Annotated in this window: 19 protein-coding genes; 11 read left to right on the forward strand and 8 right to left on the reverse strand. The window is 32.4% G+C overall.

Translation table 11 applies throughout. The annotated features are described in order from the left end of the window. The first annotated feature begins 76 nt into the window (after positions 1-76). A complete protein-coding gene (locus CSP5_RS04550; protein WP_148689742.1) occupies positions 77-727 on the forward strand; it encodes a hypothetical protein in 651 nt (216 codons plus the stop codon). A gap of 15 nt (positions 728-742) precedes the next feature. On the opposite strand, the gene CSP5_RS04555 is transcribed toward CSP5_RS04550, so the two are convergent. From CSP5_RS04555 to CSP5_RS04570, 5 genes are all read right to left on the reverse strand, one after another. Further along, the gene (locus CSP5_RS04555; protein WP_148689743.1) at positions 743-1,159 is read right to left on the reverse strand and encodes a hypothetical protein; all 417 of its coding nucleotides are present in this window, start codon (positions 1,157-1,159) and stop codon (positions 743-745) included. 2 nt (positions 1,160-1,161) lie between these two features. After that, positions 1,162-1,386 (reverse strand): type II toxin-antitoxin system CcdA family antitoxin, encoded by a 225-nt coding sequence (locus CSP5_RS04560; RefSeq protein WP_148689744.1) that lies wholly within the window; start codon positions 1,384-1,386, stop codon positions 1,162-1,164. A gap of 152 nt (positions 1,387-1,538) precedes the next feature. Further along, positions 1,539-1,826: a hypothetical protein gene (locus CSP5_RS09865; RefSeq protein WP_197685812.1), complete on the reverse strand. Its 288-nt coding sequence runs from the start codon at positions 1,824-1,826 to the stop codon at positions 1,539-1,541. 72 nt (positions 1,827-1,898) lie between these two features. Then, positions 1,899-2,774 carry an NRAMP family divalent metal transporter gene (locus tag CSP5_RS04565; protein WP_197685813.1) on the reverse strand — a complete coding sequence of 292 codons (876 nt, stop codon included), beginning with the start codon at positions 2,772-2,774 and terminating at the stop codon, positions 1,899-1,901. 163 nt (positions 2,775-2,937) lie between these two features. After that, complete coding sequence (locus tag CSP5_RS04570) at positions 2,938-3,957, reverse strand: SLAC1 family transporter (protein WP_148689745.1); 1,020 nt, start codon at positions 3,955-3,957, stop codon at positions 2,938-2,940. A 183-nt stretch (positions 3,958-4,140) separates the two neighbouring features. Between CSP5_RS04570 and CSP5_RS04575 the strand changes: the two genes are divergently transcribed. The 4 genes from CSP5_RS04575 to CSP5_RS04590 all read left to right on the forward strand — a co-directional run bounded on the left by CSP5_RS04575 (position 4,141) and on the right by CSP5_RS04590 (position 8,935). Continuing rightward, positions 4,141-5,079, forward strand: coding sequence for a hypothetical protein (locus tag CSP5_RS04575; RefSeq protein WP_148689746.1), 939 nt, complete (start codon positions 4,141-4,143; stop codon positions 5,077-5,079). Positions 5,080-5,119: 40 nt separating this feature from the next. Then, positions 5,120-6,058: a hypothetical protein gene (locus CSP5_RS04580; protein ID WP_148689747.1), complete on the forward strand. Its 939-nt coding sequence runs from the start codon at positions 5,120-5,122 to the stop codon at positions 6,056-6,058. Between the two features lie 72 nt (positions 6,059-6,130). Beyond that, positions 6,131-7,069, forward strand: a complete 939-nt coding sequence (locus CSP5_RS04585) for a hypothetical protein (RefSeq protein ID WP_148689748.1) — start codon at positions 6,131-6,133, stop codon at positions 7,067-7,069. 84 nt (positions 7,070-7,153) lie between these two features. Next, the gene (locus CSP5_RS04590) at positions 7,154-8,935 is read left to right on the forward strand and encodes a DNA/RNA helicase domain-containing protein (RefSeq protein ID WP_148689749.1); all 1,782 of its coding nucleotides are present in this window, start codon (positions 7,154-7,156) and stop codon (positions 8,933-8,935) included. Positions 8,936-9,261: 326 nt separating this feature from the next. Here the strand turns inward: CSP5_RS04590 and CSP5_RS04595 are convergent, their stop codons facing one another. After that, a complete protein-coding gene (locus tag CSP5_RS04595; RefSeq protein WP_148689750.1) occupies positions 9,262-9,774 on the reverse strand; it encodes a hypothetical protein in 513 nt (170 codons plus the stop codon). 105 nt (positions 9,775-9,879) lie between these two features. After that, positions 9,880-11,544, reverse strand: coding sequence for an AAA family ATPase (locus CSP5_RS04600; protein ID WP_148689751.1), 1,665 nt, complete (start codon positions 11,542-11,544; stop codon positions 9,880-9,882). 565 nt (positions 11,545-12,109) lie between these two features. Here CSP5_RS04600 and CSP5_RS04605 point away from each other — a divergent pair. Further along, the gene (locus CSP5_RS04605) at positions 12,110-13,369 is read left to right on the forward strand and encodes an ATP-binding protein (protein ID WP_148689752.1); all 1,260 of its coding nucleotides are present in this window, start codon (positions 12,110-12,112) and stop codon (positions 13,367-13,369) included. 519 nt (positions 13,370-13,888) lie between these two features. Here CSP5_RS04605 and CSP5_RS04610 read toward each other — a convergent pair. Continuing rightward, positions 13,889-14,080 carry a hypothetical protein gene (locus tag CSP5_RS04610; protein ID WP_148689753.1) on the reverse strand — a complete coding sequence of 64 codons (192 nt, stop codon included), beginning with the start codon at positions 14,078-14,080 and terminating at the stop codon, positions 13,889-13,891. 73 nt (positions 14,081-14,153) lie between these two features. On the opposite strand from CSP5_RS04610, the gene CSP5_RS04615 reads away from it, so the two are divergent. The 5 genes from CSP5_RS04615 (at position 14,154) to CSP5_RS04635 (ending at position 17,234) form a co-directional block, all read left to right on the forward strand. After that, positions 14,154-14,651: a zinc ribbon domain-containing protein gene (locus CSP5_RS04615; protein WP_148689754.1), complete on the forward strand. Its 498-nt coding sequence runs from the start codon at positions 14,154-14,156 to the stop codon at positions 14,649-14,651. Between the two features lie 95 nt (positions 14,652-14,746). Continuing rightward, positions 14,747-15,073, forward strand: a complete 327-nt coding sequence (locus CSP5_RS04620; protein ID WP_148689755.1) for a hypothetical protein — start codon at positions 14,747-14,749, stop codon at positions 15,071-15,073. A gap of 753 nt (positions 15,074-15,826) precedes the next feature. Continuing rightward, positions 15,827-16,060: a hypothetical protein gene (locus tag CSP5_RS04625; protein ID WP_148689756.1), complete on the forward strand. Its 234-nt coding sequence runs from the start codon at positions 15,827-15,829 to the stop codon at positions 16,058-16,060. A 51-nt stretch (positions 16,061-16,111) separates the two neighbouring features. Then, entirely contained in the window at positions 16,112-16,675 is a 564-nt protein-coding gene (locus CSP5_RS04630; RefSeq protein WP_148689757.1) for a hypothetical protein, read from the forward strand. A 112-nt stretch (positions 16,676-16,787) separates the two neighbouring features. Further along, positions 16,788-17,234, forward strand: coding sequence for an ATP-binding cassette domain-containing protein (locus CSP5_RS04635; RefSeq protein ID WP_277868678.1), 447 nt, complete (start codon positions 16,788-16,790; stop codon positions 17,232-17,234). Positions 17,235-17,328: the final 94 nt, after the last annotated feature.

The following is a 17,328-nucleotide window of genomic DNA, read 5'->3' on the forward strand; positions in this document are numbered from 1 at the left end:
TCCTGCAGTCATTAAATATTATAATACTTGGAGATAAAGATAAGTATAAGTTATTACATTTAAGACTGGGAAAAAAGTGATAAGACCAAATCCCTATAGAAATGAAGGTGACCCAGACATCAACTTTATTATGGCCGGTGCTGTTGAATTTAATCCTTCCCCGATTCTTCTTAAGAAAATCAGAATGAACAAAATAGAGGGCTTCTTTTTTGGATTATTTTTTACTTTCCTGAGTATCTTTATTTCCATACTTACTTCCAATATATATTATCTATTTCTTGCCTTAATCCTATTTGGATTGAGTTTTTCTTCAGTTGGGCTGGTTTATATACATTCAGAATTGATGTTCAGTCAGAAATATGTTATTAATGCCTATGGACTTGGGCTGATACGTGGGGAAAAAATATATTATTATCATTCATTTAACCAGTTACAATCCTCAATTATCGTGCACACTGTGAAGGGGAATCTTGATTATTATTCTGTTTTCTTTTTGCCCATTGATTTGAAATTAAAATTACCAGGGAATTTAGATCAAATAAGTCTTGAAATGCTAAAGAATCTATTACATGAAGCACGAAAAAACAGTGATAATAGATTTACTTTGAAAACATTAAAGCGTTACTACACTTTTCCTTATCTAGATTTGAATTTGGCCATAGAAGTTAGGAAGTATTATATCAGGATGTATGAAGGCTGGTCAGTGCCTTACAAATATTTTACCTGAAATTGTATAACAAATTCAGATATCTTCAACGGTCTTAGCAGTTATATCCAGTTCAACAGCAGCCTTAGAAATCCTCTGGCTATCTGTAATTAGAATGAGCTTATTTTCCTTTGCAGCCCACAAATAACTTACTTCCTTAAAATTAAGTTTTTTGTAAATTGCAATGTTTAGCATTGTTTTAAAATCATCCCAGAGAACAGGGACGATTTCTACACTTTTGAGTATATCAATAAGGTCATCACCAAGAGATGTAATTCTTGCTTTTTCATCTTCCGCTTCTTCCATTGAGCACCTGTTAGAAATCAGATCTCCAATCTCACTGTAACATGACTCTATGATACAGGAATTTTCTATAAAATCAATTGCACTATCAGGCTTTATTAAAAAAATTTTAATAAGTGATGCCCCATCAATTAGGTATTTCTTTTCCATTCCTATTTATCCCTCTTTGCGTTTTTATTTACCATAAGGAAATCACTGGGTGACTCATTCCTGAACCTCTCTGACAGATCCCTTATTTTTTTGACCAGAATTTCTCTTTGGATACTTGATACCTCCTCTTCCAGGGATTTTCTTATAACTTCTGACAGGTTAACATTGAGCCTTTTTAATTCCTCATATAAGCTATCATCGATCCTAACACTTATAATTTGAGTCATCGTTTTTTGTATACGTAATACGTACTTTAACGTTGTTAAACGTCATTTCTTTGTTAATATTTTTAACAGATAACTAAAAACTGTTTCTAAGGCCTGATAATTTATGAAGAATCTAGTTAGTAATGGACTGGATATATGTTAGTTGTATGTGTCTATATAATTGCTATTATTCCAAAGATCGGGACGAAAATTAGACTTGACCAGTAGGCCATTTCTCTTATACCAGATGAAGAATATTCTCTCATGATGTTTCTGTTTCTTGCTATCATCCCCATTAGTACACCCGGACCTATAAGCACAAAGACAAATATCACGAGAAGATAAAGAACGCTACTAATTAGATAGGATTTTGGTAGAATCAGAGCTATAATTACAGCAGGCAGACTTTCCATAATATATATCAAGGATGATTTTTCCCTCCCTATTCCCAGTGCTTCCATGAACCCCCATGCACTGCCCATAGATATGACGACAAGAACTAAAAAAGCGGCTCCTATGAGACCAATACCAAATCAATAGGGTGAATATACGCCGGCAATGGCAGTTAAGCCACCAGCCAGCTGGGATATTGACGCAAAATTCATATTTGGGCCAATACCACTCATCACCATTTCCACTACTACCATTAACATTTCTGATACTACTGCTCCAAGAAGCGTTTCAAGTCTCATTGATTTCATAGCAGTTTTTGTAAATTTGTCTCTCACTATATTGCTATTGATTTCCGTGCTATTATTGATCTGAAACTTCTTCCTGGTGTGAATAACCTTTTCTGCTGTTGCTGATGCCTGAAAAAAGAGCATAAATGGCATTATGACTGCGTCAACATTTACAGCTAGCATAAATAGAAATGTTGGAGATGGGACAAAATACAGTGGACTATATGGCTCTATTCCTCGAACTGTAAGTGCAGCAATGAAGGCAACAATTAGCATACCTGAAATTACGAGAAGAATGGATTCAGTTAGTCCATACTTTCTGTGTATGACCACTGCTATATGAATCACATAAAAAACTGGCAGCGAAAACAGTATGGGGATATTGAATAGAGATAATCCTACTGCAATTCCAAGATATTCAATAACATACGTAACAATGTCGGTTAGGACCATTGGAACTGTTGCAATCAAGGTAAGTGAGTGCGAATAATTATTCCTGATTACCTCCCCTAACCCCATTTCAGTAGCAACTCCAATTCTGCCGGAACTTTCCTGGACTAAATAAAGTGGGATTACCAGAACAATAGTAAACCATATTAATCCGTACTTGAATAATGCACCCGTTTCAGCAGCTCCAAGCGTGCTGCTGGCATCCATGTCGGCTATCATAACCAGCCATGCTGGCCCAAAAAATTTAAAAATATTTCTTACTCTTATCATGTGACTCATTTTACCAGCCAGGGATAAGAGAAATCTGGATAATCCCAGAGAAATATTGATCAAGCACAAGTATGATTGTCATTTTATCACGTAAGGACTCCCTTACAGTATAGGGCAATACTTAAGTTTTCCTTAATTAAAAAATTTTTCATATGCAGAGGAAAGAATTTGATTACTCTGACATAATCTCTGAATGTTCGGTGAAATTTTGTTTTTCGCTTTGAAGAACATATAATATGAATTCCATAATGATACCTATGAGCACTAATATGGCCAGAAAAGTAAAAAAATATGACAAATCATCAAAGAATTGAACATGATATATTTCTGACATTGAATAGTAACCGATAGAATCAACCCCTAAAGGAAATAATGCTCCCCATGATGAAATTTTATATTTTTTATTAAACAATCCATTTTTAATTTTTACAATAAATACAATGAACATGAACAGAGCTATGAAGATTGAAGCTATTATATCAACGGTTGCCATATAATGAAAAATATAACCTATTGTCATTTGGATAATATCATATACGGGAGTTCCCAATATTGAATATCCAAGTAGTGAAAGAATTCCAGAATAAATCATGTAATAACCATTTATATCTTGAATATGCACTGGTCTTTTATGGTTGTATATCAACGAATAAGTAATGACTAAAATAGTACCTATTTGTGATATTATTACCAGAAGAAACTCTAAACTTACGAAAATGAATGGAATCTGATTCTGTGTAACACCGATCAAAATGGAAAAACTCAAGAAAGAAATAAGAGGCAAAAACAGCAAATAGTTTTCCTTTTCTTTATTATGAAAATTAAGTGTAAGCAGATATAATGAAATAAACAATATTGTAACTCCAAGCAAGACAATAACAATGACCAAGGGGTATATGGATATGTGAGATTCATATAGTCGAGTGAACAGTACTGAGGTACCAGCTATGAATGTAAATGCCTGCATTACAGTTTTAGAGCTATATTTAAATATGTTACCCTTTAAGAGAAATAATTTCAATAAAAAGGATCCTATTAAACCAATATATATGGATATAGATAAAAACATTAATAAATAAGAAAGAGCCATCATTCCGAGATGAAAAAGAGCATCTGATAGTATACCTGTTCCCATTACCGAAGCAAAGGAAGAATTTGGTAATGTTGAAAGATTTTTTTTAAATCCTTTCATTATGTTAAGATATCACAGAAGTTGTTATAAGACTTCTTTATTAGGTACTAAAAATATGAAGGCATGTTGTATATAAAAATTTTAATAGCTATTGAAACAACAATTTATAAATATGAATCTAATAATCTTAAGATTCAGAATTATATCATAGTATAACTAAGTTGAATTTGCAGGATTGATAATTTGCGTATAGAGAAGTTAAACTGGAAAAACTGGAAAAAGTGTACCATTGCAATAAAGGTAGATAGTGGTATTTTTAAACTTCTTGGGAGTAATATGGGTAAGATTCAGGCCTTTGTCTTTAATGAAGGAATGAAATCATTCGTGCAGCTTTATTTTGATGATAAAACGATAAGTTCAGGGGGAATCAGCAGAATTCTATCCAGAAAGGACGTTGTAAGATCAGATGGTTATATTTCCATATCAGAGGAACTGCAATCTTCAGATGCTGCAAAACTTATTTTTGATCTTACTGAGATGCCCTCTGTTCTAATAGAACAAACATATGTTATAGGTAATGAGATTTATTTTATCTTCCGCTTTCACAATTCATTTCTCTCTAAAATAAGCAGTTTGCTTACCGATTATATCGCAGAAGATCTGAAGGTTAGGATAGTCGAGCTAGTGAATGCAGACAGTATAATAGACGCAGTAAATAATATTAAAAAAAATACAGAGGTATTGGTGGTTCAGATATCCACTCTCATAACCAAAGGGAGGAGTACGCTTGAATTTGTTAGGAGTAACTATCCGGATATTCTATCAATGCCTGAAACGAGAAGCCGTGACGACAATGGCTATAGAGTGATAATATTCTCCAAAAAAGAGCTCAACATGAAAGGTATGAATCCTATTTCGTTAAAAGAAGGACTGTACGAGGGGAGGCTGATTGACCCATATCTAGTTAAAAAGAGAAAGCTAACAAATGATTCGAGAATACCAAGATTTGGAGCGTTTTATTATATTAATGAAAACAGGTTAGTTGATACTACATTTATACCAAAAGAAATGGCACAAAACTATATTAGAACATACTTTGAGGCCATTGGTGACCTGGATACTTACAAAGCTATAATAGAGGTTTTCTCGGAGGCAAATGACGAAGTTTGGAAGCAGATTTAAGGAGATTTATAGTTGAACTTCAGTGAAAGGAGGTTTTGGTATGGACTTCAGTCTTATGGATGGAAAAGTTGAGTGTGGCGTTAGCTTAAGCATTAAGTTAAAGGGTGAATTATTCAATCTCATGAAAAATGCTGATGAAAGGATAGAGACATTTCTTTATGAGGATCACGAAGAACTTTTCATCAATCTTTATTTTAGCAAGTTTTCAAACAATTTGGGAAAATATAACTTCATCCTATCTCATAGAAACTTAAAGGAATCTGAATCATTTTTTACAATATCTGCAAAAATAGAGAATCCAACTCATTTTGATTTCGTGAAGAAAATTCTAAATTTTCCATCTGTAATTGTAGCCGGAACTTTCATGAAGCGGGATACTCTTTTCATACTGTACAGGTATCACGAAAATTATAAAGAAGAGATGAACTCATTACTGAATCTTTATATTGTGGAGCATGAAGGTATTGCAATTTCAGAAATAAGGAAATCCTATTCATTTAGAGACAGGATGATGAGAATTAATAAATTGTTCCCACTTGCAGTTTTGCAAACCTCAAGTAAATACATTTCCAATAAACTGATCTCCTATATTTACAAGAATTCACCAGGATTTGTGGCAGAATTAGAAGGGAGAGGACTTACATCAGATGGAGTCAGGGCCTTAATATATTCTAATAGGAATTTGAATTTCAAAGGATTGATCGAGATTTCCAGAAATCAAAATATTTACGAGGCAAGGCATTATGAAAGTCTTTTTGTGGAAAGAAGAAGACTTGCCAATATGGAACGAATCCCAAGGATCGCCATTCTGTTTAGTGTTAAGGATGATAGAGCCTATATAACTTCGTTCCTGCCAGTGGAGGAAATGGATAACTATATGAGGATCTATTCAAAAACAGTAAATAAGGAATCAAGTTATGAACCTAACATTGAAGTGCTTTCTAAAATGAGGGAGGATATATGGAACTGGCTGGAATAATCGGGAGTAAATTTGGGGAATATTTCACTTATATTCTGTATGGCGAGATGTTTCATTTGTGGGTGAGATAGTATGAACTTCAACACAATTGATCATAAGATTGATCGCAGATGTTTAATCAGTATTCGTGGAGAAGATGAGATATTTGAAATAATGAAGGAAAATATGCAAAAATATAATGTTTTTCTATATAAAAATGAGGGTAAAATGTTCCTACAGGTTTACATTGAAAAGAAGTCTTTTGCTCCCAGATTTTTTTCAATGATCAAACTTATATCAACATTCAGGGAAACTGAAAATTATTACAGCGTAATGGTGGATATTACAGAAAACAGTGGTGTTGGAATTATAAAAGAACTTCTTTCTATTAGATCAATTACACTTGGTGAAACCTATCTTCTTGGAAATAGGATATATCTCACTTTCAAGTATCATCATGATTATTCAATTTCTCTTACAACAACACTTATAAAATGGATCGATAGGAAAGAAAATATTCGGTTAGAAAACATCAGGCATTCCAGAACTTTTATTGAAGGGATGACTCTCCTGGTTAAATCCCTACCACTTACAGTAATACAGACATCTACCATAATGCCTGAGGGTCATGGACCGCTCTATGAAATTGCCAGACAATATCCTGAAACAGTAACAGAAGTAGACGTCCGAAGTATGTCAATCACATCGATAAAATGCCTATCCTATGCACAGCAGAAAATAGAAATTCCTGATATAAGTACAGTTTCAAATAGAGATTTTATTTATGAAACTATTGAACTGTCTGGTAGCCTTATGGATCGTGTTTTGAAACTAAACGAACTGAGGATACCAAGGCTGGCGACAATGCTTGAACTTAAGAATGGAAGACTGTTTAATACAACAATTGTTCCTTCAGAAAATTCTGATGAATATATAGGTATTTACAGCAAATTTATGAAGAATGTATCACAGTATGATCCACGTATTGAAATATACAGCAATATAAATGAAAAAGTGTGGTCGATGCTATAACAACTATTGGTATGATTGCACTGTAAGTTCTTTATTTTATTTAATGGTAGGAAAATATATTATACTATTATATTGTGTTATTTTGTGAACAATTCATTATTTTATACTAACAACCTTGGGAGTCTTGAATTAAATTACGTAATAGATGAACTCAGAAGAAACTATGCACTTAAATACAGAGACCAGCCAGATATTAAACAGACTAACGCATGGAAGGGAAGCATTAAGGCATTAAAACAGTACATAAATCCAGGAACATGGGTATTTATGGAGTACGGTTTCCCCATAGGTTTGGAGAGGGTAGATTTTTTGATTGCCAGAAAGGGTCATGCATTTATTGTGGAATCCAAGGGATGGAATAACTACAGGAAAATTAATGAAATAGTCTCAATGGGAGATAATCAGGAAGTTGTCAATCCATGCTACCAGATGGAGAATTATGTTGCAAAGATGAGAAATTTTCACACTTCATCCAGCTTGATTTCCTTTGATGGTTTCGTTTATATGTATAATACAAAGGATGGGAAAGAATGCAAAATTCTGTATAATGGCAGAGAGGTTGAAAGTGAATTACAAATACTTCCTGTGGAAGTTTCCTCACAAGAAGAGGTGGATGCCATTGAGAACGGCACATTTAGAACAAGCAGAGAATTGATCGATTTTATTTCCGCAAATAGAGATCATATAATGGAAGATGTATCAAGAAAATTCCTGAATGCTGGATTTGGTCTTTCAGAGGAACAGGCAATAATAGTAGAAAAAATAATGAATAGTATCAGGAAAGGAGAGAAAAAGAAGTATTTCATAAGCGGAGGAATGGGTTCGGGAAAAACACTTATGGCCATAAACCTTCTATTCATGGCATTAAGTGAAGGATATCAGGCACTTCTTGCTTATAGAAATAACAGGCTCATCAATACGTTAAGAAGGGTATTCGGTCCATCATATTCGTCATTGCTGTGCTTTTATTCCATGGGATTCAATGGACACTTTAAGGGTCTGGGCGAGGAAAACTTTGATCCTGAAAGACTTCAGCTTCAGAAACTACTTATATATGATGAGGCACAGCGTATGACTATGGATGTAATTAGGAAGACTCTATCCTATGATAAAACTTCAGTTTATTTCTTTGACGAGAATCAAATTTTGATTGATGATGAATCTGGTGGAAAGGCTGTATTCAAATCTGAAGCTGAAAGATCAGGCACTGAGTTTGAATTCATATCCTTGAGCGGTTTTTTTAGGATGATAGACGGTGATAAATATGGTAGTTTTGTTGATGGTCTTTTCTCTAAAAGTAATTATTCTAATCCTGGTGAATATGACCTGAGACTGTTTGACAACATTAATAATATGATTGATGACCTGAAACGTAAAGAGGAGAACGGGAATACAAGAATAGCCTTACTTGCATCATACACATTCAGTGATGGCAGGAAGGAAAAGAGGAGAGTTATTAATCCTGAAATAAAGTGGCTTATGGATCCAAAGACAGAGTACCCACAGTACTGGATGGGAATCCATGAAAACCCTTTCAAATACTGTGCTTCAATATATGGTTCCCAGGGATTTGAAACAGATTATGTTGGTCTGATATGGGGTGAGGACCTTGTGTGGAGAGGTAAATGGGTTGTGCAGCCAGAAAAAATTACCGATACAATAGGTGGGAGATCATCATTAAAAAGTGTTTGCAGAAACAACCCTGACAGGGGAAGGGAGATGCTATTCAATAGATACAGGATTTTACTTACAAGAGGAATGAAAGGTACTTCTGTTTATTTTGAGGATAGGGAAACATATGAGCATGTAAGATCAATTTTGAGTCAGAGTGTTAACATTGTGTCATCCAGAGGGATTATAAAATAGGAAAAATTTCTTTTTAAAACAAGTGAGATTGCGAACAAGGTTAAGCAATTTAGATCAAACTTGAAAATTACAGATGAAGATGACCTGCCAAATGATATTAAAAAAAATATACACTCATCTGATAAAAATAAGGAAAAGAATATATTATGGATTATGCTGAGTAAACCTATAGTACCTAAGGCCTACTGTGTGGTTTTTCTAAACTATATTGAGTATGCAAGAAGAACTGATGATAATTCTAAAGCTCAAAAAGGGAAATTTAATCAACCTTTCTCAGTCTAATAATTTTTAGTGATTCTTTAAAAGGCCATTTAGACTTAATGATATTATTTTGGGAAGTATTCTCCTTTCTCAAGTATTACCTTTAATGGAACATTAACCGTACTTGACCCAATATTTACCTGTAGTATTCGCGTAGTCAGATTACTTAGAAAAGGTTTTATAATATCTTCATTTTTAAAGACTAAAACGTATTCGAACTCTACATTTAGACCTAGGTTTAACAGATTGTTCAATCCTAGTTTGCCTTCTTCTATCTTTTTCCCTAAAAAAAGATCAATGGTTGGTTGAAGTTTACCTTTGATTCTATTTATTAGTTGTTTCAATTGATTATCCTTAAGAGAAGCGTTAACTCCTTTCATTTCGAATATAATGACTTTATTTTTCTTACTTCGATAAATTAGAGCTAGATCAGCATGTGGGGTACTTTTCCCAAAACAGACCTCCTCCAGGTTCATAAGAGATACAAAGTTTTCTACCTTTTTAATTGTAACACTACAATTACAGTCCTTAAAATTAGTTGAATAAGATCTTGCGTCATGATTTAATGTTCCACTCATAATTTCAATCACTCATCATTCTGTTCCTTCTACTAAGGTTACTGTCCAGTCTAGCAACTTCATAAGAACTTCATCTGTTATACCTGGTATTCCATTCTCAAACTCCTAGAGATTAATTTTCTTTACCCCCTTTATCCTATCAACAAAGTATGAATCAAATTCACATTCCTGTAAAGATTTGGAAACCTGTTTGGCCAAGTCACTTATTTCAATCTTATCACTCCCTTTTCTTTCAACATTCATTACATTGTCAATTAAAGTCTGTATCTTTTCTGGATTCGGTTTATACTTGTGGAGTAAATAAAAAACCTGACCTATGATGCTACTATGAGTCGAAAATACAATTCTTTTTCCCATTGAAGACAATACAATCAGCGTTAGTGCCATTATAACTTGAGATGAAGGATGTAATTGAGATTCAGGTTCCTCTATTATTAGTAGTCCATTCTTCATAGACTTCGCCAGAAGGAGTATACCAGACACCTCACTAGCCATTGCTGAAGCGTATTTTAGATCGACCTTAACATTCATATTGTCCGTATAAAACAAACGTTTTGTTAGTTCATCATATGATAAGTTACCTTGAAGAACTGTGAATGTATCAAATGGGAAATCTTTTTCGATGGAAACCATCTTCTCTGAAAAATCTATCCAATCAATAAAAGCCCTATATATGTACTCTGTAGAATCGTACAATAAATCATTATTTTCAAAGATGTTATAATTCTTAAAATAGCGATGAGAAATAATAAGAGGGGTTTTTCCAAAAGGTACAAAACGAACTTCACTAATGCTTGAAGAGAATTCTATTAAGGAATGCATATGAGCTAGGAAATAATCTACCATTGCCATAGAAATGCTCTTTGAGAAAGCTTTCGGAATCTCCCTAATCTCAAATAGACTGTATTTCGAAATTTTAACATTTCTAACTTGTGATACTATGCTTTTCGTCAATTGATTTAAGTTAATCTCATCTTTATGGTGAACTTTAGCATTTTTATCAATAGGTCCCACAAAAGTATTTCTCAGTAAAATATTAGCGGTAACCTTTACTTTGATGTTAACACTTGATACTGCTAACATTGAGTATTCAACACTCATCTTAAAACTATCCTGAATTCTTGGAGTTAAATAAAGCATCCCAGAAGAGCCAAATTTTCCGGCGATCGAATCATAAGTTAAATTTCCAATTTCTGTTTTAAGAATATTATATAGATTATCATCATTTATATTAAAACTTTTAATAGACCTAACGCCAATAATGGAAGAGATAAATCTGACGATGGTATTTTCCAAATTTTTATTGATAGACTCTATACTAATCGGAATTGTAATCTCTTCGCTAATAGTATATGATAATCCATCACCTGAATTTTCTAAGTTAAGTTCTGGTATAATTTCGTTAATTGTTCCAAATAGAACTTTATTGAGTGATTCTTGATTATTCAATGGAATTTTTTCTTTGTTGACGACATTTGAAACTCTATCCATAATTTCTAAAACATCATTAAAGGTTTTAGCTAAATTATTTAGACTATTTCCAATGTGACTAATTAATAGATCATTTAGATAAGTTTGACAGTAAACTTTCATTAAATCTCTCATTTTTAGATCTAACACAGAAAGCGTACTATAGAGTGATCTTAAAATAAATGATTTTCCTGAATTTGGGCGGCCATATAATATTGTAATGTTAGAGTTTTTAATGGAACCTTTCTTTTTTATAGGACCTATGTTTTTGAATGTAAATGTTAAATCTTCATTCTTCATCTTATTAAATTACCAGATTGATATGTAAATATAGGTTAAAACTATTTTTATTCCGAGCAAATATTCCAAAATCCGATCGTGGATTGGAATGGACATAATTTAATGAAAATTTTTCATAAATAGTCTAATGTGCTCATTACAAATGAGAAATAGTTTTCATTATTAGTGTGAAGATTGAAATAAGAATGCAAAGGACACATTAAGAAGGATAGTCAAAGAGGAGAGTCTGAAATTATTCCCAAACAGGCGGCCAAAAAATGGAGATTTTTGATCTAACCAATGCCATAATTTTATCAGGAAAGTGGATGACGCTAAATACATATTACAACAACACCTGTTCATTAGTTGAATAGAATTTTAAGCAAATATTTGATGACGATAAAACAGAAAACTTTACGGTATATGAAAAAGACGATGAGTAAACATCGAATTATGGGGCTAACCTCCAAAATTGTAACGATTACATGCAAGTTTTTTGTAATAGTGCCTATTATAATGGTCAATATTCTTGAATTTTGCTTATTATAATAATCAACTATTAGTATATGAAAGACTTAACTAAAGTATGTTAACCAAGAGTAATCTTATAAACGTAATTCTGGACCAGCGAGAAGAGTTAAAGAATTCTACCAATATAGTTGAGAGAGAGTTAAAATTTAAATTGACAGTGTCCCCCAGATCCAATGCTGTATTGGTCAAAGGATTGAGAAGATGCGGTAAGAGCACACTCTTAAAACAGTTTATGGAAACAAATTTTGGCGAAAATTTCTATTATTTCAATTTTGATGACGATAGGGTTTTCGGCTTTACTTCTGATAACTTTCAATTGCTCTATGAAAGCATGATTGAGATCTATGGAGATTTGCAAAATTTTTTTCTTGACGAGATACAGAATGTTAAGGGTTGGGAATTATTTATAAATAGAATGCTTAGGATTGGCAAGAAGGTTTACATTACCGGTTCAAATGCCAATCTCTTAAGTAAGGAGATCGGAACTCATCTCACTGGTAGACATATTGATATGGAGCTTTTTCCCTTTTCTTTCAAAGAATTTCTTACTAGTTTTGCGTTAAATGTCCCGGATAAGGATCAATTAACTACCATTGAGAAAGGAAAGTTTGTGGAAAAATTCAACCAATATCTAATTAATGGAGGTATGCCGGAATATGTTATTTCAGGAAACAAGAGTACCATAAATCAACTGGTTCCTGATATAATTCAGAGGGATATTATAAACAGATATAGCATTAGGAAAACATCCGAGTTCAAATCATTAATCATTTTCTTAATTGAGAACATATCTAATGAGATATCTTTCCGTTCAATTTCAAGATCACTAAACATAAGCAGTGAAACAACAGTCAGGAAATATACAGAATATATAAGCGATACTTACCTAATATTCCTATTGGAGAGATATACCAAAAAGATTAAAACGATATCAATCAATCCAAAGAAAGTATATTGTGTTGACAATGGCCTAATAACAGCAAACTCCCTTGAAAACAAAGGTAGACTAATCGAAAATCTGGTTGCTGTTTATCTAAGAAGGAATGAATTGAGAATATATTATTACAAAAGCAAGGATTCAAAGGAAGTGGACTTTGTAATTCCAGACCTCAGAGTAGGAATTCAGGTTTGTTATGAACTGAATAATGAAAATGAAAAAAGAGAATTTAGGGGATTGATAAGGGCAGCAATAGACCTTTCATTAGAGAAATTATTCATTATCACAAATTACCAAGAAGAAATAAGAGTAGTAAATGGATATAAAATTCTAATAATTCCCTGCTGGAAGTTTATGCTCTTTAATGTATTTCTTTAACAGTATTTGGGTTATTTTCTGGTAAGAGTGACCAAAAATCGATGGAAATTAGAAAAATTTCACCTCAATAAATTTTTATCATTAGAATTCCTACAATTTTTAATCTGTCAATGCCTAAAACTCAACAGATTGACCTAAAATTCATTATTTGGGCTATCTCTTATTCTATTCCTTGTATTTTTAATGAATTGAAAATTTTTATCTTCTCTTTTCTCAACCAATCATCTATAAGAACTGTTTCGTGTCAGATTGCAGTTTAAATAATTTAGAGTTCCTAGCATTTTTAAAGACAATTAACTTAATTGACACTTAAAATCCAATTATACGTGAAAACTATTGAAAGGAAGTTGACACAAGAAGAGATAGAAAAGGATGTTGAATTCTTTATGTAAATAGACCCACTTAGATAACTAATCTACGACCTATTGGACAAAATTTAATTTTTATTTTTTTAGACTTGTACCCTTACTTCCCTGTAATACTCAGATATCTACATTATTAGTTATGGAGAGTTGTAATTCAGTATGGGTAAGTTGCTTCAGGAGGTAAAGATATTCCAGGAGAGAGAGAATATAGAGATGGCATAGCAAACAGTCCCAGAGAACTTAATGCTTCCATTAAATTTGCCAGAGGACAATAAAATATCCTCCATTTAATAGGATAGAAAAGTGTGAATTTAATTGCTGTCTTTATTTTAATTCGTGCATTCATATTTGAAGGAGTTTATTCTTTAAACATACTATAAGAGCGTAAGTTTAAGAACGAAAATATCATAGGAATTCTAATGAATACTGAAATTAAAAATCTCTTATCACTTGGCCTTTATATTTCAGCGGCACTGATAATTATTTCTGCAATATTCCATTTAATTGTGGGACTATTTGTAGGGTCTTTTGGGGCAGGGTTTTTAACTTTTTATAGCAGTCCCCTCCTGCTTTCTTTTGTTTTTCTGTTTATTTTTTTAACTATTATTGGTTTAGCGATTGGTTTTTCTATCCTGAATATGGGTAGAAAGTTGAGAATTGACACAGAATCCTTTAACTGGACTAGACTCATAATTATTTCAGTGGTCGCAATTATAATCGCAAATGGTTTTCTCATAGGGGCTTTGTTGGCACTTGTAATTGGTATAGTTGGTTACGCTGACTCCAGGAACCTTTTGAATTTACCATCCCTAGAAGGAGGTTTAGTAGGTAAACGAGTTTGTCAAAAGTGTGGTTTTGTTAATTCAGGAACTGCCAAGTTTTGTTCCTCTTGCGGAAATCAATTCAACATAGATTGAATATGTTTGTGTCATATTCCTTTCGGGAATTCATGGAATGATTTATTGAACTTTATATCAAAAACGCATTATACTTTTTAAGATAATTAACTTAATTGACACCTAAAATCCCATTATATCAGAAAACTATAGAAAGGAAGTTAAAACTGAAAGTAATAGAAAAGGATCTGGAGTTCTTCATGGAGATAGGTCCACTGGGAAAAAGAATCTATCACAGATTAGATAAAATTTTATTTTTTTTGAATTTTGATATTGATGATGTTAATAACATACACAAAGTGATTTGTAACAAATACAAGGTATCAGGAGGTTATAATACATCTGAAAGTAATTTACATTCAATTTTAGAAGAGATAAAAGATAGTAGTTACAATGCAAATCTAAATTTTGATATTTATTTTATGGCAGCTACCCTTATTTGAAGGTATTATAGGAAAACATCCATATTTAGATGGAAATTAAAAAACTGCTATTGCAACCCTGCAAGAATATATTTACTTGAATGACACGTTATTTTTAGTATCTTTGGGAACTATAGGATTTGCCATTAAAGTTAGAAGGAGGTATTTTTAGGTTTTACTGCAAAGAAAGATTCTACTGGTTAAATTAGTTATGATTAACGAGTCTCACTGAGTATATGTTATATATCGCGGAAAAAAACCATTTGTAATAGCCGAAGTTGTCCAATCAAAGGGCCATAACATCCATATTAACAAAATGACTTAAATAATCTTCATGTTAATTTTAAAAACTCACAGTATCCATTTGTGAGTCGTTGTCATTTCATTATTTATTTCTAATGAGTCTTTTTTGGATTTTTGTCTAAAATAATTCAAATAACGCAATTTGTGTGTATTTAAGATCTATAATATTTTCTAAAGTTAATGAAAATAAGGTTGAATTTACTTATGATATGGAAGCCAAATATTTGCAATCAAACAGAGGTAAATACAAATAAAAAATTCAGATAGACTACCAATTTTCTTATATAAATATTAGAGGGCTAAATTATTTCTTAACAGAAATTAATATAGGAAATGAGTAAAATCGTGTGGGCCGACGGTTTTATTTTTTACGAATGTTCTCTTTTTTAATGATATATCTTCTTTAAACTACCATTTCTTCATCTTTCCTTTTCTTATCAATACTAAGTTCCATGCTCTGAAACTATTCCTTTGAAACAAACGGACCATACATCTGCATGGGAGTTTTCTGATAATTTAGATCAAACAGGCGTTAAGCCGTATGCAGTATGCTACGAAGTATCTGCTCTATCCACTGGTTCTTTTCCAAATGGAATGGATTCTATTTGTGTAAATGATCAAGAACAAGTTGCCCATACTGGATGGTTTTACTCTAAAGATTACAACTGGTATTCATTTGTTTATAATGTAGACTTCGCTCAATGAAATGCGCCTAAGTAAAAGTTATAAATAATAAATATTAATAGAGGAAAGAGAATGGATAAAAGAAGGAAAACCATAATTTCAATCCTAGTATCCCTTATTTTGGTAACATCGGGGGTGGTCTACTACACTTCATTTGTGAATGAACATTCCAAATCACAAATAGGATTGGATTTCTCTCTTAAGACAATAGAAATAAATGAACAGAGTATGTTACAAATTAACATTTCTGCTGTTATAAATTCCACCAATTACCTTACAAAGTATTCATTTAATGAAAACAACTATGTAGAAGGAATAGATCTTGTATATTTGGGAAACAATACCACTTATGCAAATCATCTCTTGAATATGTCACTAAATACTTCAAACTTCGCTGCCTTTTCGAATTTAGAAGCTTTCGATCATTTTCTAATTACAAATAAAAAAACAAGTTGTAGTTCTCTCTGGAACGAAACAGTTTTTAATATTTCTAGATCTTCATTTGAGGTTGCCCCATATGGTTATTATATCCCCTCAGTTCAATTAGTTGTCTCAGGTTCAGTTATTCCCTGTGTTTTGAGCGTAACAAAATGTTTAGTCTTATTAACTAATAACGGAATTGAATTAGTGGGGTGAATGGTTGATACATAACGATTCAGCTGGGTCACCTATTATTACTATTGACAATATAGAAATTGGTTTTGGAATTTTCAGAAAAAGAAAAATTCTAAAGTGAATAAATCTTGAAATAGCGAAGGGAAAATGTATAGTATTAATGGGAGAAAACGGTGTTGGCAAGACTACCTTAATCAGAATAATTTGCGGATTGCTAAGTCAAGATCAGGGAAAAATTAGTTCCAAAGGTAAAATTTCATACTTGCCAGAAGTGTCCTTCATATATCCATATTTAACAGCCCGCGAATCCATAGATTTATTTTCAAATTTCGGGAATGTAATGTATGATACCGATTTGTTATTAGATATGCTTAAGTTGCCAAAGGATTCCAAAACTCTATCAAAAGACTATTCCAAAGGAACAAAAAGAAAGACTTCAATGGGAATGGTGATGTCAACAGAATCTGATCTATTTGTAATGGATGAGCACATTATGAACCTGGGCATTATTTCTGTGACAATGTTACTACATTTTTCATTTCTAACAATGTTAATTTTTCAAATTATTGGGTCGAATTAGATGTAAATACCACTTCTTTTGTATATTTCAAATCTGTACTAAATAGTACTTCTAATTGCTGTAACTACCCACCATTGTGCAATTGTAGTACTGA

This window comes from Cuniculiplasma divulgatum (genome assembly GCF_900083515.1).
Lineage (GTDB): Archaea > Thermoplasmatota > Thermoplasmata > Thermoplasmatales > Thermoplasmataceae > Cuniculiplasma > Cuniculiplasma divulgatum.